The 21,358-nt window shown below is 43.2% G+C and carries 21 protein-coding genes, 1 tRNA gene and 1 riboswitch; of the genes, 2 read left to right on the top strand and 20 right to left on the bottom strand.

Features of this window, described 5'->3' with window-relative positions; translation table 11 throughout:
* Position 1: 1 nt before the first annotated feature.
* Complete coding sequence (locus ACUB3H_RS00655; RefSeq protein WP_459128715.1) at positions 2-802, bottom strand: GTP pyrophosphokinase; 801 nt, start codon at positions 800-802, stop codon at positions 2-4.
* A gap of 90 nt (positions 803-892) precedes the next feature.
* On the opposite strand from ACUB3H_RS00655, the gene ACUB3H_RS00650 reads away from it, so the two are divergent.
* Positions 893-1,606 (top strand): TrmH family RNA methyltransferase, encoded by a 714-nt coding sequence (locus ACUB3H_RS00650; RefSeq protein WP_459128714.1) that lies wholly within the window; start codon positions 893-895, stop codon positions 1,604-1,606.
* A gap of 9 nt (positions 1,607-1,615) precedes the next feature.
* On the opposite strand, the gene ACUB3H_RS00645 is transcribed toward ACUB3H_RS00650, so the two are convergent.
* The 18 genes from ACUB3H_RS00645 to ACUB3H_RS00560 form a co-directional block, all read right to left on the bottom strand.
* Positions 1,616-2,026 (bottom strand): ATP-binding protein, encoded by a 411-nt coding sequence (locus tag ACUB3H_RS00645; RefSeq protein WP_459128713.1) that lies wholly within the window; start codon positions 2,024-2,026, stop codon positions 1,616-1,618.
* A 10-nt stretch (positions 2,027-2,036) separates the two neighbouring features.
* Complete coding sequence (rlmN, locus tag ACUB3H_RS00640; RefSeq protein ID WP_459128712.1) at positions 2,037-3,074, bottom strand: dual-specificity RNA methyltransferase RlmN; 1,038 nt, start codon at positions 3,072-3,074, stop codon at positions 2,037-2,039.
* Entirely contained in the window at positions 3,058-4,719 is a 1,662-nt protein-coding gene (locus ACUB3H_RS00635; protein ID WP_459128711.1) for a formate--tetrahydrofolate ligase, read from the bottom strand. The genes rlmN and ACUB3H_RS00635 overlap by 17 nt, the downstream gene beginning before the upstream one ends.
* Positions 4,703-5,560, bottom strand: a complete 858-nt coding sequence (locus ACUB3H_RS00630; RefSeq protein ID WP_459128710.1) for a bifunctional 5,10-methylenetetrahydrofolate dehydrogenase/5,10-methenyltetrahydrofolate cyclohydrolase — start codon at positions 5,558-5,560, stop codon at positions 4,703-4,705. Before ACUB3H_RS00630 ends, ACUB3H_RS00635 begins: the two co-directional genes overlap by 17 nt.
* Positions 5,557-7,002: an aminomethyl-transferring glycine dehydrogenase subunit GcvPB gene (gcvPB, locus tag ACUB3H_RS00625; protein ID WP_459128709.1), complete on the bottom strand. Its 1,446-nt coding sequence runs from the start codon at positions 7,000-7,002 to the stop codon at positions 5,557-5,559. The genes ACUB3H_RS00630 and gcvPB overlap by 4 nt, the downstream gene beginning before the upstream one ends.
* Positions 7,002-8,330 carry an aminomethyl-transferring glycine dehydrogenase subunit GcvPA gene (gcvPA, locus tag ACUB3H_RS00620; protein ID WP_459128708.1) on the bottom strand — a complete coding sequence of 443 codons (1,329 nt, stop codon included), beginning with the start codon at positions 8,328-8,330 and terminating at the stop codon, positions 7,002-7,004. The genes gcvPB and gcvPA overlap by 1 nt, the downstream gene beginning before the upstream one ends.
* Positions 8,330-8,701, bottom strand: coding sequence for a glycine cleavage system protein GcvH (gene gcvH, locus ACUB3H_RS00615; protein WP_459128707.1), 372 nt, complete (start codon positions 8,699-8,701; stop codon positions 8,330-8,332). The genes gcvPA and gcvH overlap by 1 nt, the downstream gene beginning before the upstream one ends.
* Before the next feature lie 12 nt (positions 8,702-8,713).
* Positions 8,714-9,805, bottom strand: coding sequence for a glycine cleavage system aminomethyltransferase GcvT (gene gcvT / locus ACUB3H_RS00610; RefSeq protein ID WP_459128706.1), 1,092 nt, complete (start codon positions 9,803-9,805; stop codon positions 8,714-8,716).
* A gap of 73 nt (positions 9,806-9,878) precedes the next feature.
* A complete protein-coding gene (locus ACUB3H_RS00605) occupies positions 9,879-10,421 on the bottom strand; it encodes a Gx transporter family protein (protein WP_459128705.1) in 543 nt (180 codons plus the stop codon).
* The gene (locus ACUB3H_RS00600; protein ID WP_459128704.1) at positions 10,405-10,776 is read right to left on the bottom strand and encodes a NusG domain II-containing protein; all 372 of its coding nucleotides are present in this window, start codon (positions 10,774-10,776) and stop codon (positions 10,405-10,407) included. Before ACUB3H_RS00600 ends, ACUB3H_RS00605 begins: the two co-directional genes overlap by 17 nt.
* Complete coding sequence (locus ACUB3H_RS00595; RefSeq protein WP_459128703.1) at positions 10,773-11,687, bottom strand: UbiA family prenyltransferase; 915 nt, start codon at positions 11,685-11,687, stop codon at positions 10,773-10,775. Before ACUB3H_RS00595 ends, ACUB3H_RS00600 begins: the two co-directional genes overlap by 4 nt.
* Positions 11,687-12,541, bottom strand: a complete 855-nt coding sequence (locus tag ACUB3H_RS00590; protein WP_459128702.1) for a polyprenyl synthetase family protein — start codon at positions 12,539-12,541, stop codon at positions 11,687-11,689. The genes ACUB3H_RS00595 and ACUB3H_RS00590 overlap by 1 nt, the downstream gene beginning before the upstream one ends.
* 57 nt (positions 12,542-12,598) lie before the next feature.
* Complete coding sequence (locus tag ACUB3H_RS00585) at positions 12,599-14,455, bottom strand: FAD-dependent oxidoreductase (protein ID WP_459128701.1); 1,857 nt, start codon at positions 14,453-14,455, stop codon at positions 12,599-12,601.
* Positions 14,452-15,462 carry an FAD:protein FMN transferase gene (locus ACUB3H_RS00580; RefSeq protein WP_459128700.1) on the bottom strand — a complete coding sequence of 337 codons (1,011 nt, stop codon included), beginning with the start codon at positions 15,460-15,462 and terminating at the stop codon, positions 14,452-14,454. Before ACUB3H_RS00580 ends, ACUB3H_RS00585 begins: the two co-directional genes overlap by 4 nt.
* 39 nt (positions 15,463-15,501) lie before the next feature.
* Positions 15,502-16,413: a hypothetical protein gene (locus ACUB3H_RS00575; RefSeq protein ID WP_459128699.1), complete on the bottom strand. Its 912-nt coding sequence runs from the start codon at positions 16,411-16,413 to the stop codon at positions 15,502-15,504.
* 333 nt (positions 16,414-16,746) lie between these two features.
* Positions 16,747-17,514, bottom strand: a complete 768-nt coding sequence (locus tag ACUB3H_RS00570) for an ABC transporter ATP-binding protein (RefSeq protein ID WP_459128698.1) — start codon at positions 17,512-17,514, stop codon at positions 16,747-16,749.
* A complete protein-coding gene (locus tag ACUB3H_RS00565) occupies positions 17,511-18,473 on the bottom strand; it encodes a FecCD family ABC transporter permease (RefSeq protein WP_459128697.1) in 963 nt (320 codons plus the stop codon). The genes ACUB3H_RS00570 and ACUB3H_RS00565 overlap by 4 nt, the downstream gene beginning before the upstream one ends.
* Positions 18,473-19,432: an ABC transporter substrate-binding protein gene (locus tag ACUB3H_RS00560; RefSeq protein WP_459128696.1), complete on the bottom strand. Its 960-nt coding sequence runs from the start codon at positions 19,430-19,432 to the stop codon at positions 18,473-18,475. The genes ACUB3H_RS00565 and ACUB3H_RS00560 overlap by 1 nt, the downstream gene beginning before the upstream one ends.
* Before the next feature lie 56 nt (positions 19,433-19,488).
* A riboswitch (cobalamin riboswitch) is annotated at positions 19,489-19,625 on the bottom strand.
* A gap of 29 nt (positions 19,626-19,654) precedes the next feature.
* Here ACUB3H_RS00560 and ACUB3H_RS00555 point away from each other — a divergent pair.
* Positions 19,655-21,265: an Rqc2 family fibronectin-binding protein gene (locus ACUB3H_RS00555; protein ID WP_459128695.1), complete on the top strand. Its 1,611-nt coding sequence runs from the start codon at positions 19,655-19,657 to the stop codon at positions 21,263-21,265.
* Between the two features lie 12 nt (positions 21,266-21,277).
* On the opposite strand, the gene ACUB3H_RS00550 is transcribed toward ACUB3H_RS00555, so the two are convergent.
* Positions 21,278-21,352, bottom strand: a tRNA-Thr gene (locus tag ACUB3H_RS00550).
* Positions 21,353-21,358: the final 6 nt, after the last annotated feature.

Genomic DNA, 21,358 nt, shown 5'->3' with positions numbered 1-21,358 from the left:
ATCACTTCTCAAGGCATTCTGTCACTTCCTCGAGAAGTGAATCTAATTCGTCGTAACGTCCGCTTTCTAGAATCTCAGATAATCTCTCATCAAATTCATCGGCTCTCGTTCCATTTGCTAATCTTAGGATTTGAATTCTTTCACTAATCGAGCGGACGATGTTTGAATTGTATTCAAAGAGCACCTGAGAATCCATAATTTGATCTTTAATCTGAAGCATCTCATTATCTAAGCTCCAGACGGCATCGGCAGCATTTTGAAGTCTGCGCTTGACGTCCTCTGGAATATTTTCTCGGTACTTGTAATTTAATGAGTGTTCGATCGTCGCCCAGAAGTTCATGGCAAGCGTTCGAATTTGAATCTCAGCTAAAATCGTCTTTAAACCAAAGGCCGTATGAACAGGATAGCGAATCACAATGTGATAACTCCTGTAGCCACTCTGTTTAAAGTCATGAATGTAGTCCTTCTCATAGACAATTTCAAAGTCAGAGCCATTTCTCTCTCTCACAAGATCGACGACCGTATAGATGTCATCTAAGAGCTGACACATGATGCGAATCCCTGCAATGTCTTCCATGAGGTTTTCTACATCTTTTAGAGCGATGTCATAGCGCTTGGCTTTTTCTATAATGCTCGAAAGCTTTTTTACTCGTCCCGTGACAAATTCAATGGGAGAATATTCGCTCACCTCGCGGTATCCGTTTCGAATGGAGCGAAACTTAATCTTAAGCTCTTCGACAGCTTGTTCGTAGGGAATAAAGAAACGTTTCCACTCCCTGATATCTTCAATCGGTGTTTTCATGATTTCTCCTAGTAAGAACCCATTCATTCGTTTGAATCGCCTTCATAATTATTATACAATAAAAAAAACGCATTCAGTAAGAAGGTTTACATGTCCTATAAGAGTTATCAGAAAAAAGACGATCGGTCCTACACCCAAGGACCTTTTCCGACGATCGAATTACTTAAACATAAAAAAGATACCGTGGAGGCTGTGCTCGTTCATCCCGATCTGAGTGATGAATTGTACCATTTGATCGAATCCATCTCCCCTGTTCCACTTACAGAAGATAAAAAGAGTGTGGAAAAGCTTCGTGATACGGAAAAGACGCTCGTGATCGGCGTCTTTAAAAAGTATGAAGAAAAGATTTTTACTGGGGATCACCTCGTCCTCGTAAACCCTTCAAACTTTGGAAACTTAGGAACGATTATTAGGAGTGCCCTGGGCTTTCGCTTTAAAGATATCGCTCTCATAGAGCCTTGTTGTGATCCTTTTAATCCTCAAGTCTTACGTGCCAGTATGGGATCTCTCTTTAGCGTTCGAATCGAATGTTTTCAAAGCTTTACCGATTACAGAGAGCGCTTTAAAGATCATACGCTCTATTCTTTCTATACGAGTAAAGCGATAGATGTTGAAGAAGTACAAATAGATAGGACGAATCCCTTTGGACTCGTCTTAGGTAATGAATCGACCGGCTTAGAAGATGCGATAAGAAAACAAACGATTCCCGTGACACTCGAGATGAGTGAGGATATCGATAGCTTAAACTTAACCGTGGCGGCGTCGATCGGTTTATATACATTCATGAAGAAAAGGACGAGCTAAGCTCGTCCTTTAGATTAATGCCTTTTTGATATCGTCACTAAAATCTTCGAAGTCAGTGTTGATACAAATTACGAATTTTACTTCGTGTTTTCCGGAGATTTCAGTTAAGGTCTTAAAGATCTCTTCTAAGCGATTATGATCCATACTGCTGATGTAATCGAGACCATCTACGAAAATCGTATCGATATCGTAATCTCCACTTAAGAGACCGCAGATGAAGCCGTAGAATGTAGCTGGTTGATCGATGTTGAACTCTTCAAGATTGATAAAGCGAACAGCGTGATCAAGCTCGAAAATATTTCGATTATCATCGTCAATAAAAAGGATGTTTCCAGTAGATTGCTTTGCGGCTTCGTTGGCTAGAGAGATGAGGCGTTTTGATTTACCTGTCCCTGTTTCACCGGCAATAATTTGTACCATACGTATCTCCTTAATCTTTATTTTGTTCTTTCAAGGCTCGGTTGCGAAGCTGCCCACAGCTTGCAGCAATGTCGCTTCCAAGTTCTCTTCTAATTGTAACATGAATTTGATTACCTTCAAGGATTTTTCTAAAATTAGAAATCGCGTCAGTTGATGGAACTGAAAAATTCACTTCCTCCACTGGATTGATAGGAATCAAATTGACATGGTACAACTTTTCCTTGATAAGTCTAGAGAGTTCCCGGGCATTCTCTTCACTATCATTCTTACCCTGAATAAGAGCCATTTCAATCGTCACACGACGATTTCCTGATTGAATATATTCATCAGTTGCTTTTAATACTTCGGAAATGCTGTATTTTCTAGCGATGGGCATGATCTCTCGCCTAGACATATCGAAGGGTGAATGGAGACTCAAAGCGAGCGTGATAGGAAATCCACTCTTTGATAGCTCACGAATTTTTTCAGGGATACCACACGTGGAAAGTGTAATATTCCGTAGGCTCATCCCGAAGCTCTCGTTGTCTTTTAGGTAGTGAAGAAAACCAAGAACCTCGTCGAGGTTCATGAGTGGTTCACCACTTCCCATAAAGACGATGTGATTGATCTTAGAATTCGAGTATTCGTTCGCAAGCTGAAGCATGCGTTCCATCTCAAAGCGTGTGATGTTTCGAATGAAACCGCCTTTCGTGGATGCACAGAAGACACAGCCCATGGCACAGCCGATCTGTGTCGACATACACATGCTCGTACCATAGCGGTAGTTTAAGAGCACGCCTTCGGCATAGTCGTCGCCTAATTTAAAGAGGAGTTTCTTCGTTCCATCTTCACTCACAAGTACTCTGTCGACAGTGACTTCTGGGGCAATGGAAACCTTTTCCATCGCTTCTAACAAGTCTTTTGGTAGGTTCGTCATGAGCTTCGGATCAGTGACACCTTTGTCGTGAAACCAGTGATGGAGCTGCTTGTAGCGAAAGTCTTTAAATCCAGGAAGTTTTTCTTTAAGTTGTTCAAGCGTGCTTTCAAAAAGACTAGAAGAGTCCAACAATTTCACCATCTTCTTTAATGTCCATGTGATTGGCAGCAGGAACCTTTGGTAGTCCTGGCATCGTCATGATGACGCCTGTAAGAGCTACGATGAAGCCTGCTCCCCTACTGATTCGAATTTCACGGATCGTGAGTTCAAAGTCCTCAGGTCGACCGTAGAGTTTGGCATTATCACTGAAGGAATATTGAGTCTTCGCCATACATACGGGAAGGTCATTGAGTCCAAGTTCATCAATGCGCTTAAGCATGGTCTTGGCTTCTGAATGGAAGGTTACAGCCTTTGCTCCGTAGATCTTTTTCGCGATCGTTTCGATCTTTTGAGCGATAGAGAGGTTCGAATCATAGAGGTATTTAAAGTGATTCTCATCATTGATTGCTTCGATCACATTTTTAGCAAGCTCTAATCCACCCTCTGAGCCCTTTTGGAAGACGTTACATGGAGCGATTCGAATGCCTTTCGACTTAACGAAATCTACGACGAGTTCCTTTTCAGCATCGGTATCTGTTGGGAATTCGTTGATTGCAACGACAAACGGAACGCCAAAGAGCGTGAGGTTTTCCATGTGCTTTTCAAGGTTACAAAGACCTTTCTTTACAGCCTCTAGGTTTTCAGTCGCAAGTTCTGTCTTTGCTACACCTCCATGCATCTTTAAAGCACGAATGGTCGCAACTAATACGACAGCACTTGGTGTGAGTCCACTTTGACGCATCTTGATGTCAAAGAACTTCTCAGCTCCTAAGTCTGCACCAAAGCCTGCTTCCGTGACGACATAATCGCCGTAGCTCAGTGCAAGTTTCGTCGCTAAGACGCTATTACAGCCATGAGCAATGTTCGCAAACGGTCCACCGTGAATGATCGCTGGTGTGTTTTCAATGGTCTGAACGAGGTTTGGCTTAATGGCATCTTTCAGTAAGAGACTTAACGCACCTGTGGCTTCTAAGTCGTCGCAGGTGACGGGCAATTTATCGTTTGTAAAGGCTACAATCATGCGTCCTAAGCGTTGTTTTAAGTCTTCTACGCTTTCAGCGAGACAGATGATGGCCATAATTTCACTCGCAACAGAGATGTTAAAACCATCCTCACGAGGAATGCCATCGGTTGCTTCACCGAGTCCTATGACGATGTTTCTGAGTGCTCGATCGTTCATGTCGATCGCACGCTTCCATACGACACGGCGAACGTCGATGTTTAAAGGGTTACCCTGAAAGATCGAGTTATCGATCATGGCAGCTAAGAGGTTATTAGCTGCTGTAATCGCGTGAATGTCACCAGTAAAGTGGAGGTTGATGTCTTCCATAGGAAGCACTTGACTCATACCACCGCCTGCTGCTCCACCCTTCACACCAAAGCAAGGGCCTAAGGAAGGTTCTCTTAGTGTCGTTACAGCTTTATATCCGAGCTTATTGAGTGCCATCGATAGACCAACGTTTACGGTGGTCTTACCTTCTCCTGCCGGTGTCGGTGTGATGGCTGTTACAAGGATTAATTTTCCTTTCGGTTCATGGTCTTTAAAGGCCGAAAGATCTACTTTTGCTTTATATTTTCCATAGAGTTCGAGCTTATCCTCATCGATTCCGAGATTTTTTGCAATCTCTCCGATCGGAAGGATCTTCGCTTCTCTAGCTAATTCAACGTCGGTTTTCATGGACTCTCCTTAATTCACAAGCTTTTATTGTATTTTTCATGAGCATCATATTGGTGAGTACGCCGACACCACCTGGTACAGGTGTCATGGCACTTACAATAGGCTCTAGTTGGCTGAAGTTCGCGTCTCCCACGAGCTTTCCATCGAGCGAATTGATCCCGATATCGACGACAACAGCACCTTCTTTTACCATCGTTTCATCGACGAAATGAGCTTTACCGATGGCGACAAAGAGGATATCTGCAGTCTTTGTAATCTCAGGAAGATTTTGGGTCCTTGAGTGAACGATGGTAACCGTAGCATTTTCTTTTAAAAGCATAGCACCGAGCGGTTTACCGACGATGTTACTGCGACCTATGATGACGCAGTGCTTTCCTTCAAGTGGAATTTCATAGCTTTTTAGTAGAGTGATCGCTCCTAAGGGCGTACAAGGTGAAAAGACAGGATCTCCTAGATAGAGCTTTCCTACATTTTCTGGCGTAAAGCAGTCGACGTCCTTGAAAGGAGAAATCGTATCGATCACGCGCTTTTCATCGATTCCCTTAGGAAGTGGAAGTTCTACGATAAGACCATCGATCTCAGGATGTTCGTTGATCTCCTGAATTGTCTTTAGAACCTCTTCTTCTGTAGCATCTTCTGGGAGCGTGTAACGAAAAGAGCGGATGCCTAGTTTTTCAGCCATTCGCTCCTTGTTTCGTACGTATACTTGGCTCGCAGGATCATTTCCTACAAGAAGCGATGCAAGGCCAGGAGTGATTCCCCTGGCTTGCATGGCTTCGACTTGTTCTTTGAGTTCTTTTTCAATTTCTTTTTGATAGGGCTTTCCTAAAAGCTCAATCATTTGATGTCACCGTATTTTAAGATGAGCTCTTTTGCAGCATAGACCTCATCGACACGTCCTACAGGCGTGTTATGAGGAGCTGTTTTTAAGATCTCAGGGTTTTCCTTGGCTTCAACAGCGATCTGTTCTAAGGCACTTGCAAAGCGATCAAGTGTATCTTTGGTTTCAGATTCCGTGGGCTCTATCATGATCGCACCATTCACAATGAGCGGGAAGTAAATGGTCGGCGGATGGAAACCGAAGTCTAGAAGACGCTTAGCAATATCTAAGGTCGAGGTCTCTGGAGCATCATTGATTCCAGAAAGGACAAACTCATGCTTACACGTCATGTCATAAGGTAAATGATACGTCTTCTTTAAGCGTTCCATGAGGTAGTTGGCATTGAGTACAGCCGTCTCAGAAATCGCCTTTAGACCGTCTTTACCAAGCGTCATGATGTAACTTAGCGTACGAACGAGAATGCCATAGTTACCGTAGAAAGCTTTGACCTTACCGATCGACTTGGGATTGTCGTATTCGAGGTGATAGCCGGAATCGGTCTTTACGATCGTTGGGTTCGGGAGGTATGGTGCGAGGTGTGCCTTGCATCCCACCGGGCCTGCTCCCGGTCCTCCACCACCATGAGGCGTTGAGAAGGTCTTATGAACGTTAAAGTGCATGACGTCAAAGCCCATGTCTCCTGGACGTGCTTTACCAAGGATAGCGTTCATGTTGGCACCATCATAGTAAAGGAGACCTCCGGCATCGTGAATGATCGTAGCGATCTCTTCAATGTGCTTTTCAAAGAGACCTAATGTTGATGGGTTCGTGAGCATGAGACCAGCTGTCTTATTACTTACACTGGCCTTTAGCTTTTCAATATCTACGCCACCGTCTTCATTGGATGGAACTTCGATCAGGTCAAAGCCTGCCATCGCAGCCGTTGCAGGGTTTGTTCCATGGGCCGTATCAGGAACGATAATTTCTGTGCGTTCAAAGTCCTTTCGATCCTGATGGTAGGCTTTAATGAGCATAAGTCCTGTAAGTTCACCGTGAGCTCCTGCTGCAGGCTCAAGCGTCATATCGTCCATTCCAGAGATGGCTAGAAGTTTTTCTTTTAGATCATAGAGGAGGTGAAGGGCACCTTGCACGGTCTCCTCTGGTTGAAGTGGATGGAGATCTGAAATACCACTCATCTTAGCTACGTCTTCATTGATCTTCGGATTGTATTTCATCGTACAACTTCCGAGCGGATAGAATCCTTTATCGACGTGATAGTTATTGTTTGACATGTTGATGTAGTGGCGGATGATTTCATTTTCAGAAACTTCAGGAAGTGGTAATTCTTCTCTTACTTCTGGAAAACCATCAAAACTTACTTCATCGACATCGAGCTTTGGAAGCGAGTACCCTACGTGACCAGGTACGCTCTTTTCGAAAATTAAGGTGTTATAGAAACTCATTATTGACACCTCCTTACGACGTCAATGAAACGATCCATTTCTTCTTTTGTGCGCTTTTCTGTAACAGCGATTAGAAGCGTATCGGAAGAAAGACGTACACCACCTAGAATGCCATGTTTTTTTAATTCATCGAGTAGTGCGTCGAGATTTCCTTTATAACGAAGGGCAAATTCTTTAAAGAAGGGTCCTTCAAATACAGGTTCAAATTGACCTGTTTCAATGAGTCCCTTTCGAAGATAAGTGGCCTTCGAGTGACTTTGAACAGCCACTTCTTTTAGACCCGTCTTACCCATGGTAACGAGATAAATGGAAGCAGCGAGTGTATTTAAGGACTGGTTGGAGCAGATGTTACTCGTCGCTTTATAGCGTCTGATGTGTTGCTCTCTCGCTTGAAGTGTAAGGACAAACGCCCTCTCTCCTCTCGCGTCTTTCGTAAGACCTACGATACGACCTGGGATCTTTCGAACGAGCTTATCCGTAACAGCCATGAAGCCTAAGTAAGGTCCACCGAAGTTCATGCCGTTACCGAGACTTTGACCGTCTCCTACGACGATGTCGATACCGACCTTTCCAGGAGCTTCAATGACAGCTAAGCTAATGGGGTCGACGTTAACGATCGATAGTACTTTTTTCTCTTTACACATGGATGCTAAAGGAGCCATGGTTTCAATTCCACCAAAGTAGTTGGGGTTTTGGAAGAGGAAGCAGGAAGGAGATCCTTCGAGGAGCTCACTGAGCTTCTCTTGATCCGTCACGCCGTCCTTTAATGGAACCATCTTGACTTCGATATCTCTAAATTGTAGATAGGTCTTAATAACTGCTAAAACTTCAGGGTTTACGCCTTCACTCACGAGAACGTTTGTCGCCTTGCGGTCATTATTTATAGCAAGAAGAAGACTTTCTACGCATGCATTTGATCCGTCGTACATGGAAGCGTTTGATACAGGCATTCCTGTGAGATCGGAGATGAACGATTGGTACTCAAAGATCGCCTGAAGGGTACCTTGACTAATTTCAGCTTGATAAGGCGTATAGGCCGTATAGAACTCACTTCTACCGATGATGTGATCGATAATAAGTGGACGGAAGTGATCGTAGACGCCTGCTCCTAAAAAGGACGCAAAGCTACTTTGAGAGACCGATTCGTTCGCATAGTCGCTCATCGTTCGAAGCACTTCGAGTTCGCTCTTTGATTCCGGAAGATCGAGTTCGCCTTCAAAGCGAAGATGCTCTGGAATATCCTTAAACAGCTCATCGACAGAAGAAACGTTAAGCTCTTCTAAGAGCGCTTGGCCATTCCTTCCAGCGCTCGGGATATAGCGATACATTATTCTTCTCCGATGAAATCTTTATATTCCGTTTCATCCATGAGTTCGTCGAGTTCAGATGGATCTGTCATTTCTACTGCATAAACGAAGCAATCCATAGCGTCTTCATTGATGTTTTCTGGGGAGTCTTCGAGGTCTTCGTTGATCTCTGCAACTCTACCTGTAACGGGACTAAAGATGTCGCTAGCGCTCTTAACGGATTCGATGACACCACAAGCGTCTCCTGCTTCAATCTCATCGTCGACTTCAGGAAGCTCTACGAAAACGATATCACCGAGCTTTTCAGCTGCATAATCGGTGATTCCGATGTAAGCGAGATTTCCTTTAACGAGCACCCATTCGTGTTCCTTTGTAAAATAAAGATTTGCCATGATTCCTCCTAATTATTTGGTCTTTTTTTGTAGAAATTTTTTACTAACTTGAACAGCTTCTAGCTGTTTGTTACGCATCATAACGTAAAGCGGCTCGCCGAGCTTTGCATACTTGGCATCGATCAGCGCATTCGCAATCGTTTTCTTAAGTGTCGGTGAGAAATATCCGGTTGTGATCTCACCGATGGTCTCGCCTTCTTTGTTGAGTACTGGATAGCCGTGTCGAACAATTCCCTTTGAAAGGATCTCGAGGCCTACGATCTTACGTGGAGCCCCTTCTGCACGGTCCTTTTCAATGCGATCGTCGCCGATAAATCCGCCGGTCTTACGAACGAAGAAGCCAAAGCCTGCTTCAATGGGAGTAATCGTCTTTGATAGCTCATTTCCATAAAGAGGAAGCGCTGCTTCAAAGCGAAGCGTATCGCGGCAACCGAGTCCTGTTGGCTTCACGCGCTCTCCACCAGCTTTTAAGATCTCTTGCCAAACGGTCGTGATGTCTTCGTTACTCGTATAGATTTCAAAGCCATCTTCACCGGTATAACCTGTTCGACTGACAAGTGCTTTCTTTCCAGCGATGGATACATCATCTAAGAAGTGGAAAAAAGCAATCGAATCGAGCGGCGTATCGGTAAGCGTTTGAAGAATCTCTTGAGCCTTTGGACCTTGTAGAGCAACTTCTGCTGTAATATCGCTTTCGTTTACGACTTCAACGTCGAAACCTTCTTTTTTAGAAGTAATCCATTCGAAGTCCTTGTCGACATTGGAAGCGTTTACCACGAGTAAGAAGTGTTCTTTTGAAAATCGGTAGACTAAGAGGTCATCGACGATACCACCGTCTTCGTAGAGTAAGAAACCGTAGTTGATCTGGTTGTCGTTTAGATTTTCGACGTCATTTGTAAAGATGTGAGAGACGAATGCTTCGGCATCTTCACCTTTGATTCGAATCTCTCCCATGTGGGAGACGTCAAAAATTCCTGCACTTTCCCGGACCGACTCGTGTTCATCTACAAGAGATGTGTATGTCATTGGCATTTGCCAACCAGCAAATTCTACGATGTCTGAGCCTAAACGAACGTGCTCATCATAGAGGGGTGTTTTTTTCATAGTAGCCTCACTTTCCTATTCAGTTGTTTCATACATACCAAAAATTGAAAGCTTCTAACGGCTTTCATGCAAATTATGAAATATCGAACCTTGGCTTGTCAAGAAGAGGAATGTGTTCAATATGAGAAAAAAAAGTTGACGTGACAAAGCCCGTCACAGCACCTGTGACGACGGAAGCAAGAATAAGAAGCGGATAATAATTTAATGGAATAAAAAAGCTTTTCATTAAGATACCGAGTACGATCATCTGAGCTGTATTGTGTGCAAAAGCACCGATGATACTGATACCTACAAAACTAAAAATTTTACGACCAAAACGAACGAGTAGATACATGACAATGAGCGCTAAAACGCCCCCAGAAAAGCTATAGAGAAAGCTCACAGCACTTCCTCCAAAGAAGCTAAGCATCACGACTCGAAGAACGACGACGATGAGAACTTGTCTAAAGGGTAGGACGATGATACCGATGAGACTAACGATATTTGCAAGTCCTAGTTTTACACCTGGTATTCCAGACACAGGAAGAAAGCGCTCCATGTAACCAAGCACGAGCGCGATCGTAATGAGTATAGACATCAAGGTAAATTCTTTCGTACTTCTAGCGACTGAACGCATCGACCTCTCCTTCTCCACCTACGACACGAAGGCTAATTCGATGAGGAAGACAAATGATAGTCTCCCCTGTAATCTTGATAGGGCGACTATTTACGCAGAGCTGATCTCTGCAGTTGGCTTCCTTCATGTAGCACTTACCCTCTCGAATTTCTACGACGTTAATGTGTCCGTCGTGATCGATTCGATAGATCGTATCTTCATTTAAAGGGAGTACCTTGATAACTTTTCCTTCAAAACTCACTTCAACGCGTTCACCGACACTCGTTCGAAGCGTCGCGTTGACGTAAAGAAGTGCCATCGCAAGGAGGATGAAAAGCACTCCTACGACGATATCAGGGGTTTTTATCTTTGTCACAGTTTCACCATTAATAAGACCATGAGCGTCAAGCTCACGATAAAGAAGTTAATAATCGCATACTTAAAGGTATGCTCCTTACTGGGATTTTTCTGAAAAGTAATCGTATTTCTTACGGTCCAAAAGGCCGTAACGAGCGATAGTAAAAGACTCCTAGGAAAGAGACCTAATGCTACGTTAAAAACGATACTCACATACACAGCGAGCATGTTTAGGATCACGAGCGCTGTGGCATTCTTTCTTCCGATGAGAGTAGGAAGTGTTTTTCTTCCGACTAAGGCGTCCTCTTCGATGTCACAGGTGTTATTCATGAGCATGATGTTTGCGATGAGAAAGAAGAACGGCAAGCCATGAAGAAGAAGCTTCACCATTTCTAAAAGATGGATCGTAAAGTACCCTTCTTCGTAAAAGAAGAGTTTAGGATTACTTAATTGAATATAACACGAAAGGAAAACAATACCAAATCCCATGACCGATCCACTGACGAGTTCACCAATCGGTAAGCGATTTAATGCCAAGGGCTTATAGGAATATAAAAAGCCTACAAAAAAGCTTAAAAGGCCCAGTAAAAGGACGTAGATATCGGTTCTTAGGACCAGTAAAAGTCCCGTAATAAAGCTAATTACTAGTAAAAAGAAGTAGAGTCCATAGGCTTTTTTTCGAGGAATTCTTCCTGTCATGACAGGATTGAGCTCTCGGTAATTAAAGCTCTCCTCCACCTTATTTTCATCTTGAACGTTATTCCAAACGGTCGTCGCCATGTCGAGCGTGACGAGACTTAGAAAGAAAAGAAGACTTTCTATAGGGCGAAAGATGCCTTTTTGAAGCATTAAGAAAAAACCAAAGAGCATAGGAAAGACACTAGCTACCTTGGTTCTAATTTCTACGAGATTTAAGTAGGATCGAAACATCAGTTATTCCTCTTTGTAATGGTCAGGATGAGATCGATTAGATCTTTTCTCTCCTCTGTTTCAGGAAGCGTTTCAAGAAGCTTGATGCACTTCGTAAAGTACGCTTCAGTTAGTTTCTCTGTGTATTCGATGCTTTTGTTTTCAATGAGGATGTGTTCAATCTCTTTTAAATCGATTTCACCCTCTAGAGCCTTTTTCATGCGGTCATCCAAGGATAGTGAGTGAATGATCGGAAGATGGTAATAACCCATCAAAAGATCCCTCTTTAAGTCCTTCCCTACGACGAGTTCATCACCCTTAAAGTCAAGAAGGTCATCTTGAAGCTGAAAAGCGATCCCTAAGAGATATCCGGCCTTTAAAAAGAGCGGCTTTAATTCATCTGTGACAGCACTTCCCATGGCTAATGAAAAGAGGGCGGCGGTTTTTCCTGAGATGATATCTAAGTAGTCTCTCTTACGTAGATCGTAGTGGTAACGAGCGTGATATTGCTTCATCTCAGAGACACACATACGATTCATGACCTTGGCAATTTCACCGAGGTGCTCCTTTTCTAGGTCCGTCGATGCTAAAAGCACAAGAACCGAGCTTAAAAGGTAGTCTCCCATGTAGACGGCATAGTCTTTTCCGTACTTCGATTGAATTGTAGGAAGGTTTCTTCGAAGCTTGGCTTCGTCGATGATGTCGTCGTGAATGAGAGAAGCTAAGTGAAGCATCTCAATGGAAGCTGCGACTTCTAGGTCTACCTTCTTCTTTGCGTAGTGTGCACTCGCAAGGTGCAAAAGAGGCCTTAAAAGCTTACCAGGGTGATCGGTAACGTCATGGAGGGAATCGTCTAATAGACGATTCCCTGTCATGGCGTGTTCTTCAATTATTTTTAAGATTTTTTCCAGTTCAGTTTGAAAGGAATGCAATTAAAAGCCTCGTTGTCGATCCGTAAAGAGATACCACTTCTTGACCCAGCCCCATTTCTTCCAGCGCTCCTTAAGCCACGGAATGACCCAATAGTCGAGACCGATGACGCTACCAGAGCTTAAAAGAACTGCGAGTGCTGAGAAGAAATACCAAAGCATTTCTGCGCTTGCCATACCGCTTAAGTAAATCATAAAGGCCATACCCATCGATGCAAAGGATGCGAGGAAGGTAAAGAGACCTGCGATGAGTGCGAGACCAATACCAATTTCCATGACGACCATAAAGGCTTGGAAAATTGGTGCAAGTGCTGTGTAAGATCCGTCTGGATTATAAAAGAGTAGATCCATAAACCAGTCGCTGATCGCCTTAATAAAGTCAGGAACTGGTAGAGCTTTAGGTGCTTCAGCCGCTGCCTGTGATGCGCTACTTGCTGCATCTCCTCCACCCATCATAGAAAAGACTTGTGCAGTCTTCTTAGGAATGAGGAAGATGTCGTTCGGGTTCGCTTGAATTCTCGGGAACTTATTTAAGCCCTCTTGTAGCCACTTCACACCTAAAAAGATTCGAAGTGGAACGAGTACGAGGTTTGAGGAACGCTTTGATAGGAGTCCACCGACAAAAGATCTTCTATCTGGAACATCAAAGAATTCATGACTTAGATAGGTCCAAATCTTATTAAAGCCAGCTACTTGTAAGAAGTATATGATGTTAATAAAGTGCTTTACAAACATTGCAAAGAAGCCACTTAAGTGGAACTTTTTCTTCTTTGTATTGAGCTGTGCGACACCGTAGCGACCACCGATACAAACCATGGCGCCGTGGAAGTTCGGTTCATAGGCTGTCAAAGCTGTTCCCTTAACGGTTGAAACGATGTTTTTAGCGACAATTTCAGCCGATTGTTCCGCGTTTTCAACCATCTGAGGAACTGGACGTTGTTCACCAGGTGCGATGTAGAAGATGTTATCGCCTGTGACATAGACTTCTTCACGGCCTTTCATGCGAAGGAATTCATCGGTTTCGATGCGTCCACGACCATTCTTTGGAGCGTCAATCGCACCCATGAGGTCGCTTCCTTCAATACCTGCAGCCCAAACAGCAGTCTTTGTACGGATGGGTTCTCTACCATCAAAATCTACGCTAGAACCCGTCACGCCTGTAATCTTAGCACCTAAGATCATCTCGACGTTCATCTTTTCTAAGTAACGCTTAGCTTTTTCAATGACGACGTCGTCAAAGATCGGAAGAATCTTTGGTGCCATATCGCAAGCGACGAGGCGAACTTCCTTCTGATCGATACCATAGATTTGACAGAGGCGATCTCTGAACTCAGCGAGTTCACCGATAAATTCAATACCTGTGAATCCACAGCCGATGACGACAAAGGTCAAGAGTTCTTTTCTTTTTTCTTCGTTTAATTCAACCGATGCCTTTTGAAAAGCGTCGTGAATTTGATTTTTAAGCGTAACAGCATCCTCAAAGCTCCATAGCTTAAAGGCATTTTCTTCAACCCCTGGTGTACCAAAGAAGGTTGGTTTAGATCCTGATGCGATGACGAGCATGTCGTAGGAGTAATCGCCCTTCGTGCCCTTCATCTTCTTTTGATCAAAGTCGATCGTTTCGATGAGGTCATGAACGACATTGACATTTCTACGAGCAAAGACCTTCTGAAGATCAATTCGAATGGCTTCATTCGGTACGCGTTCACAAGCGACCTCATGAAGTTCTGTTAGCATCGTATGATACGTATTCTTATCGATCAGCGTAATTTTTACATCTTCGTGTTTTAAGCGCTTTGCCAGCTTTTTCGCTGTCAATATGCCGCCGTAACCAGCTCCCAGTACGACGATCTCTTTCATTCGTTCTCCTTTCCTACAATTAGCTTGTAGTTTGTATTATCGAGGGTAAATCGATCCTTTAGATTGTCAGTAATAATAACCCGATTGTCCTTTGTTACAAAGATCACGCCAATTTCAGGCGTCTTCTTTGCTAGAGCCAGTCCATCTTTTAGTCCCATGACAAAAAGAGAAGTACTAAAACCATCTGCTAGGGTTGAGCTCTTTGTTACGATCGATACGCTACGTAAGTCATTATCGGAAGGGTACCCTGTCTTAGGATCAAGGATGTGATGATACCTCTTATCCCCTACCATGAAATAACGTTCGTAGTCTCCACTCGTAACGACCGTAAAGTCAGTTCCTGTTACGGTACAGAAGAAGCTATTTTGCTCCTCGTTTGGATCTTGAATCGAAACCTTAAAGTCTTGTCCGTTCTTACTTCCCATGACGAGTACGTTTCCACCGAGGTTAAAGATGGCATTTCGAATGCCTAAACTCTCCGCAGTCTTACGTAACTCATCTGCTGTATAGCCCTTTGCAATCGCTCCGAGTTCTAGCTTCATACCTTCTGGAAGTTTCATTTCCTTCTGTAATTGAAGCTTTGATCCATCAACGTGCTTTAAGGCATCGTCAATTTCAGCTTGAGCGGGAACTCTCGCACTCTCCGTTCCAATGTTCCAAAGCGTCACAACGGGACGAATGGTTGGATCAAAGGCACCACCCGTTCGATCGTACATAGCCTTTGCCGCCTCTAAGCAGGCATAGGTATCTGGATTTAGGAGAATCTTTTCTGGATTGTTATTTAGTTTATAGATGTCGCTCGATTTTACGGTCGTTGAGAGCGTATTTTCAATCTCTCTTACGCGCGTTTCAAGCTTTTTAAAGTTCTCCTCGGTCCCATGATCGTAGAGCTGAATACGCATGGCTGTATCCATAGCGAAAAACTCTCGATATTCAAAACTTACGGGTTTATTTTCTTGACAACCTATGAGAAAGAGTGCAAGTAGACAAATGACGATTCGTTTCAAAATTCCTCCAAAAAAAAAGGGCCTATGGCCCTTTCATTATTACATTCCAAGCGCTTTCTTAACTAATTCAAAGAAGTTCTTGACATGAATGGATACACCACTGATAGCATCTGTGTGGCCTTCAGCGTCTGAGTATGTGATGGAAGCAAGATCTTGCTTTTCAAGTAAGAAGCTTTCAACAGCTTGTGCTTGAACATCCCATTCAGCCTTTGCACCACCTTTAGCAACCATTGGGTATTTACCCTCTTTTACTGCTGTTAACTTATCAAGTTCCGGATTATCTTTGTTAAGACCATTCCATTTAACGCTTACGATGTTACCATTCATTACTGTTACATCGACGAATTCTTTCCAACCTGTTTCACCGAAGTCTTCGTCTTCAGCATGGTATGAACCATCTGTGTAAGGTCCCTTTTCAACAGGTCCTTGAGCAAGAGCTTTTTTAGCTACATCGAAAAATCCGTTTACGTGAATGGATACACCGCTAATAGCGTCTGTATGACCTTCGTTGTCTTTGTAAGTGATCTTTTCAGGATCAGGGTTCGCTACGAAGTAGTCTTCAACAGCCTTCGCTTGAACGTCCCAATCAGCTTGTGCTTTACCAGCAGCAACCATTGGATACTTTCCGAGCTTTACAGCTGTTTTCTTGTCGTAACCGACTTTGTTGCTGATAGCGTTCCAGTTTGCTGATTCTACCTTGCCGTCTTTTACAACGAGAAGAACGGCGTCTTTCCAACCTGTCTTTTCATCGAAGTTGTCGCCAGTAGCGAAGTATGTACCGTCTTTGAGTGTTGCACCGTTTTCAGCTGGAGCTGGAGCTGGTGCTGGTTGACTTGTTGCTTCGTTTGAAGAAGCGGCTGGCTCTTGTGACTCAGCTGGTTTTTGTTGGCATGCAACAACACCGACGAGTACAAGTGCAAGAATTAATAGAATTGATAACGTTTTTTTCATAGTTGTTCCTCCATATGGAAGTATTCTATTACAAATTTTGAGATTGTCAATGAGTTTTTTGGAAAAAACACAGATTAATTCATAGCCTTTGCCAACTGTATACAATCGATTGTTACATATTGAGTGACTCGATATGAACCTTTCGGACCTTTTTAGGATTAGTTTTTAAGGCTTACAAACGTTGATATATTAGCACTTAGAGAAATGGTAAATAGAAAAAGGAAGCGCTTCACTCAAAAAGAATTGACGTGAAGCGCTCTCAAAAAATAAATAAAGAACCTGGACTTTAGATTACGTAATATTTGACACAGTATTGTAATAATGTTGTGTTCGCTAACGTTTTGCAGATATCAAAAAGAAGCGTTCTTCGTCCTTTTCTAGAATTTCTGCATCGATAGAAAAGACCTCCTGAAGCATCTTTGGGGTAATGACTTCCTGACTCGGGCCATAAGAATAAAGTGTCCCTTCTTTTAAGACGAGTGCTTGGTCAAAGTAACGGTCGGAAAGATCGATGTCATGCATAACGCTTAAAATCGTCTTTCCTTCCTTCTTACCAAGGGTGACAATTTCTTCCAGCATTTCATAGCGCATGCTGATGTCTAAGAAACTGATCGGTTCATCTAAAAGAAGAATTTCAGTCGACTGTGTAAAAGCCGATGCGATCATGACTCTCTGACGTTCTCCCCCACTTAAGGCTTTTAAGGAGCGGTCTCTAAAGGCGTTTAGTTTCAGTAGATCGATATAGTAGTCTACGATTTCAAGATCTTCTTTGGAAAGATCATGGAAGGAATCGGTATGCACGTAGCGAGCAAAGCTAACGTATTCCCAGACGGTGAGATCGAAGACTGTCGTTTGAAGCTGCTCTAAGTAGGAGAATCGTTTTGCCCTCTCTTTTGAAGAAAAGCTTTTAATCTCTGCCCCATCTAGCGTTAGACTTCCTTCGTAAGGAAGGATGCCTGCGATGGCTTTTATGAGCGTCGTCTTTCCTACGCCGTTTTCGCCGAGGATACTCACAAGTGATCCTTTTTTAAGGCTAAAATTTAGATTTTTTAGAATCGGTTTGTCATCGATCGTAATCGAGAGATTCTTTGCTTCGATCATTGCTTTTTCCTTAAAAGATAGATGAAATACGGCGCCCCTAAAAAGCTCGTAACGACACCGATCGGTAGTTGCATGGGAGAAACGATGGTCCTTGCGATCGTATCTGAGAGGAGTAAGAAAGTCGCTCCTGTAAGAAGTGTCGTTGGAAGTAAGAGTTTATGGTCGTTTCCCACGAGAAGTCTTGCCATGTGCGGTACAATGAGTCCGACGAATCCTATGATTCCTCCGAGACTTACAGCTACACTCGTTACAAGAGACGAAATGAGTAGTAGCTCAAGCTTTCTTCTTTCTGTATCGACGCCGCTCGCTTTGGCACGGTCCTCTCCCAAGTAAAGTAGGTTTAAGTCTTTCCAGTAGAAAAGAAAAGAAAGGCTACCTAGGATTAAAGGAACCGATAGATACGTAAGTTCTTTCATTTGAATCCCGTTTAAGCTTCCCATGGTCCAAAAGATGATGCGTTCCATCCGCTCTCTATTAAGAGCGACGATGAGGCTCGTCGTACTACTTAGGAGAAAGCTCAATGCGATACCTGCTAAGATGAGCGTGGTGCCGTTTAGAAGCCCTCTTTTTTTCCCGATGGAAAAGACTATAAGGACAGAACCGATGGCACCTCCAAAGGATAGTAGAAGTGTTAAAATAGCTCCTCCGTTTAGGATGAAGCTTACGCTTGCTCCTAGGGCTGCACCGGCACTCACACCTAACATGTAGGGGTCTGCCATGGGATTATTTAGTACCGACTGAAAGACAGCTCCGCTCGATGCAAGACCCATGCCGATGAGGACAGCTGCAATGGCTCTTGGAAGCCTTAGCTTGAATAAAATGAGCCTCGCTGTTTCATCGGTGGGTGTAAAGATTTCTTTTAGAGAGATCGATTCTGAACCTATGATAAGGGAAGCGATAAATATGAGGATAAAAGCCAGACTAATAAAAATCAGTCCGGCTTTTTTGGAGCGAATCATTATTTCACCAAGTCTGGATGTAAGATCTTAGCAAGCTCTAAGATACCTTCCGCAATGCGAGGTCCTTGGATCTCTAAAAGGTCAGCTTCGATCTCAAAGATTTTTCCTTCTTTAACAGCAGTTAAATCCTTATAACCATCTGTTTCTTGAAGCTTCTCTTTGACACCCATGCCCTGTCCTACAATGATCACTTGAGGATTTCCCTTAATGATCGATTCGAGGTTAAAGCTCCAACCTTGAGCATCCTTCGCAATGTTATCTCCACCAGCGATCATTAGCATGTCGTGGATGAAGGTATCACCTGTTGCTGCAAAGTCACCATCCTTACCAACGCTTACTGGATAATAGACTGTAACTGGTGTAGCATCCTTTACCATGTTTGCTACTTCTTCGATTTTGGCTTTCATGTCAGCTGTGACCTTTTGGCCTTCTTCTTTATGACCAGTGAGGTTCGCGATTGTTTCGATTATTTCGAATGTCTTATCGACTTTTGTTGCATTTTGTAAAACAAGAGCCTTTACGCCAGCTTCAGCTAACTTCTTCGTCACTTCTTCATTGGGGTTTGCTAGAAGTACGACATCAGGCTTCGCTGTAATAATCTTTTCTACATCTGGTTCAAGCATGCTACCGATACTTGGAATCTCAGCTGCTTCCTTTGGATATTCACAGTAATCTGTGCGTCCAACGACTTGCTTTCCAGCGCCTACAGCAAAGAGAATCTCTGTCATGTTTGGAGCGAGAGATACCACCTTTTCTACAGGCTTTTCAAAGGTTACTTCTGTACCTAAAGAATCTGTTACTTTAATGGGTTCAGCGGATTCACTGACAGGTTCTGTAGATTCTTGAGGTGTTACTGTTTCTGTACTTTGTGGCTCACCTGATGGAACCGCTTTCGTACATGCGACGAGTCCAGTGACAATCATTAAGACGACGAGTAGTAGTGACAGTTTCTTTTTCATGTTTTCTCCTAAAATTAAAAAATGCTTCCACCAGGGAAGCAAGCTAGCTCATCTCCTGGTGAGTGATAGTTTTTCCATGTATCTGACTTATCTTTCGAATCACAGTGGCCGGACCGTATCGGATTCACACCGATTTCCATGGTTACATCTTATGTTTCTCTAATTTTATCATAAAATAACACGCTGTCAAATGCGTGTGCTATGATGTGTTAGAGGTACATTATGTTTGATAGTTATTTTATAGAAAACTGGATCCTAGAAGCGAACGTGCTTTTAAATCAACGCGTTCAAAAGCTTTGGATGGCAGAAGGAAATAAATTCGTTTTAAAATTCAAGGGCGATCTGTTTCTACTCATAGACCTGGGAGCAGAGAGCTACCATCTTGGGCTTCTTTCAAGTAAACCCGACTTAAAATACATTCAACCCGCTCACTTAATGCCTTGGCGAAGTGCCCTCGAAAACGCCAAGATCCTTTCGATCGAGCAGATGTTTTTTGATCGCACGGTGAAGTTTAAACTTCTCTCATCAAACCAACTCTTTGAAACGGTCGAATGGAGTCTCTATATCGAGCTCATGGGTCGCCACAGCAACATGATCCTAACCGATGAAGAGGATGTGGTCTTAAGGGCGATAAAGCTCTCTTCGAATGAAAGCCATCTCGTTTTGACGCATGAGAAGTATGAAGTACTTAAGAGCGATAAAGAGGTCTGTAAGGATGTTTATGAGCCCTTTGATGAAACGAGAGCCCTAGACTTTAAAGGCTTTCATAAGAGGCTCATTAAACTCCTACCGGATAATGTAAAGAGTGGAACCTTTGCTGACGTTCATCGCTTCTTATTAGAACAAAAATCACCTACGCTTTACCTAAAAGAAGATCAGATTGTTGACTTTCATTCCTTTGAGAATGAGAAGCTTGAAACCAAAGAGGTCTCTTCCCTCTCTGAAGCCATGGAACTCTTCTATGCTTCGAGAAAGAAAGAGAATACGGCACCAGAAGCTGCGAAGAATTTCTTACACCTTGTAAAGGGACGAATCGATTCGTTGGAGCTAAAAAAAGAAAAGCTCTTTAAGACGCTTAAGGACTTCGAGCTTTGCGATCGCTATCGACTCTATGGAGATCTCATTTATGCGAATCTCTATCTTTTAAAGGGACATGAAAAAGAGCTTCTCGCAAAGGATTTTGAATCAGATGAGGAGATTCTCATTCCACTCGATCCACAAAAGACTCCTGTACAAAATGCCATTTATTACCACGAGCGCTACCGTAAGGAACTGCGTGGGCAAAACTACGTCAAGGAGCAACTTGAAGAAGCCGACAAGGAACTTGAAATATTAGCTCAAATTCAATACGATCTCTCTCAGCTATCGACGAAAGAAGAGATCGATGAAGTGCGATCGGAGCTCGTACGGATCGGTGTCATCAAAAAGAAAAGAGTTCAAGCGAAAGAACAGCAAAGTAAGCCGCATCTCTTTGAATACGAGGGAATTAGATTTTACGTCGGTAAGAATAGCTCACAGAATGAAGCGCTCTCCATCCGTTCGAAAAATAAGAACAGGACCTGGTTTCATGCGAAAAACATCCCTGGTAGTCACGTACTAGCAGATGCTCCCTTAGAGAATTTAAAAGAAGACCACATTCACTTTGGTGCAATGCTCGCAGCCCATTTTTCAAAGGCTTCGGAGAGCCCTAACGTTCCTGTCGATTATACGAAGCTTTCTTTTGTAAAAAAGCCCAGTGGCTCCCCCACGGGTTTTGTGAATTATACGAATCAAAAGACGCGTTATGTAACGAAGGATCTACAGCAAATTCTACAAAGAAAAAAAGACCATTAGGTCTTTTTTTGTTGGAGCTGATGGTCAGAGTCGAACTGACAACCTGCGGTTTACGATACCGCTGCTCTGCCATTGAGCCACATCAGCAAAATT

It is taken from the genome of Guggenheimella bovis (genome assembly GCF_054492335.1).
The sequence above is the reverse complement of the archived record's forward strand: the minus strand, read 5'-3'. Positions and strand labels throughout refer to the sequence as shown.

Bases quoted from the DNA above. Each gene is read 5' to 3' on its own strand.
- ACUB3H_RS00655 (WP_459128715.1), bottom strand. From the start codon at position 802: ATGAAAACACCGATTGAAGATATCAGGGAGTGGAAACGTTTCTTTATT.
- ACUB3H_RS00650 (WP_459128714.1), top strand. From the start codon at position 893: ATGTCCTATAAGAGTTATCAGAAAAAAGACGATCGGTCCTACACCCAA.
- ACUB3H_RS00645 (WP_459128713.1), bottom strand. From the start codon at position 2,026: ATGGTACAAATTATTGCCGGTGAAACAGGGACAGGTAAATCAAAACGC.
- ACUB3H_RS00635 (WP_459128711.1), bottom strand. From the start codon at position 4,719: ATGAAAACCGACGTTGAATTAGCTAGAGAAGCGAAGATCCTTCCGATC.
- ACUB3H_RS00630 (WP_459128710.1), bottom strand. From the start codon at position 5,560: ATGATTGAGCTTTTAGGAAAGCCCTATCAAAAAGAAATTGAAAAAGAA.
- gcvPB (WP_459128709.1), bottom strand. From the start codon at position 7,002: ATGAGTTTCTATAACACCTTAATTTTCGAAAAGAGCGTACCTGGTCAC.
- gcvPA (WP_459128708.1), bottom strand. From the start codon at position 8,330: ATGTATCGCTATATCCCGAGCGCTGGAAGGAATGGCCAAGCGCTCTTA.
- gcvH (WP_459128707.1), bottom strand. From the start codon at position 8,701: ATGGCAAATCTTTATTTTACAAAGGAACACGAATGGGTGCTCGTTAAA.
- gcvT (WP_459128706.1), bottom strand. From the start codon at position 9,805: ATGAAAAAAACACCCCTCTATGATGAGCACGTTCGTTTAGGCTCAGAC.
- ACUB3H_RS00605 (WP_459128705.1), bottom strand. From the start codon at position 10,421: ATGCGTTCAGTCGCTAGAAGTACGAAAGAATTTACCTTGATGTCTATA.
- ACUB3H_RS00595 (WP_459128703.1), bottom strand. From the start codon at position 11,687: ATGTTTCGATCCTACTTAAATCTCGTAGAAATTAGAACCAAGGTAGCT.
- ACUB3H_RS00590 (WP_459128702.1), bottom strand. From the start codon at position 12,541: ATGACAGGGAATCGTCTATTAGACGATTCCCTCCATGACGTTACCGAT.
- ACUB3H_RS00585 (WP_459128701.1), bottom strand. From the start codon at position 14,455: ATGAAAGAGATCGTCGTACTGGGAGCTGGTTACGGCGGCATATTGACA.
- ACUB3H_RS00575 (WP_459128699.1), bottom strand. From the start codon at position 16,413: ATGAAAAAAACGTTATCAATTCTATTAATTCTTGCACTTGTACTCGTC.
- ACUB3H_RS00570 (WP_459128698.1), bottom strand. From the start codon at position 17,514: ATGATCGAAGCAAAGAATCTCTCGATTACGATCGATGACAAACCGATT.
- ACUB3H_RS00565 (WP_459128697.1), bottom strand. From the start codon at position 18,473: ATGATTCGCTCCAAAAAAGCCGGACTGATTTTTATTAGTCTGGCTTTT.
- ACUB3H_RS00560 (WP_459128696.1), bottom strand. From the start codon at position 19,432: ATGAAAAAGAAACTGTCACTACTACTCGTCGTCTTAATGATTGTCACT.
- ACUB3H_RS00555 (WP_459128695.1), top strand. From the start codon at position 19,655: ATGTTTGATAGTTATTTTATAGAAAACTGGATCCTAGAAGCGAACGTG.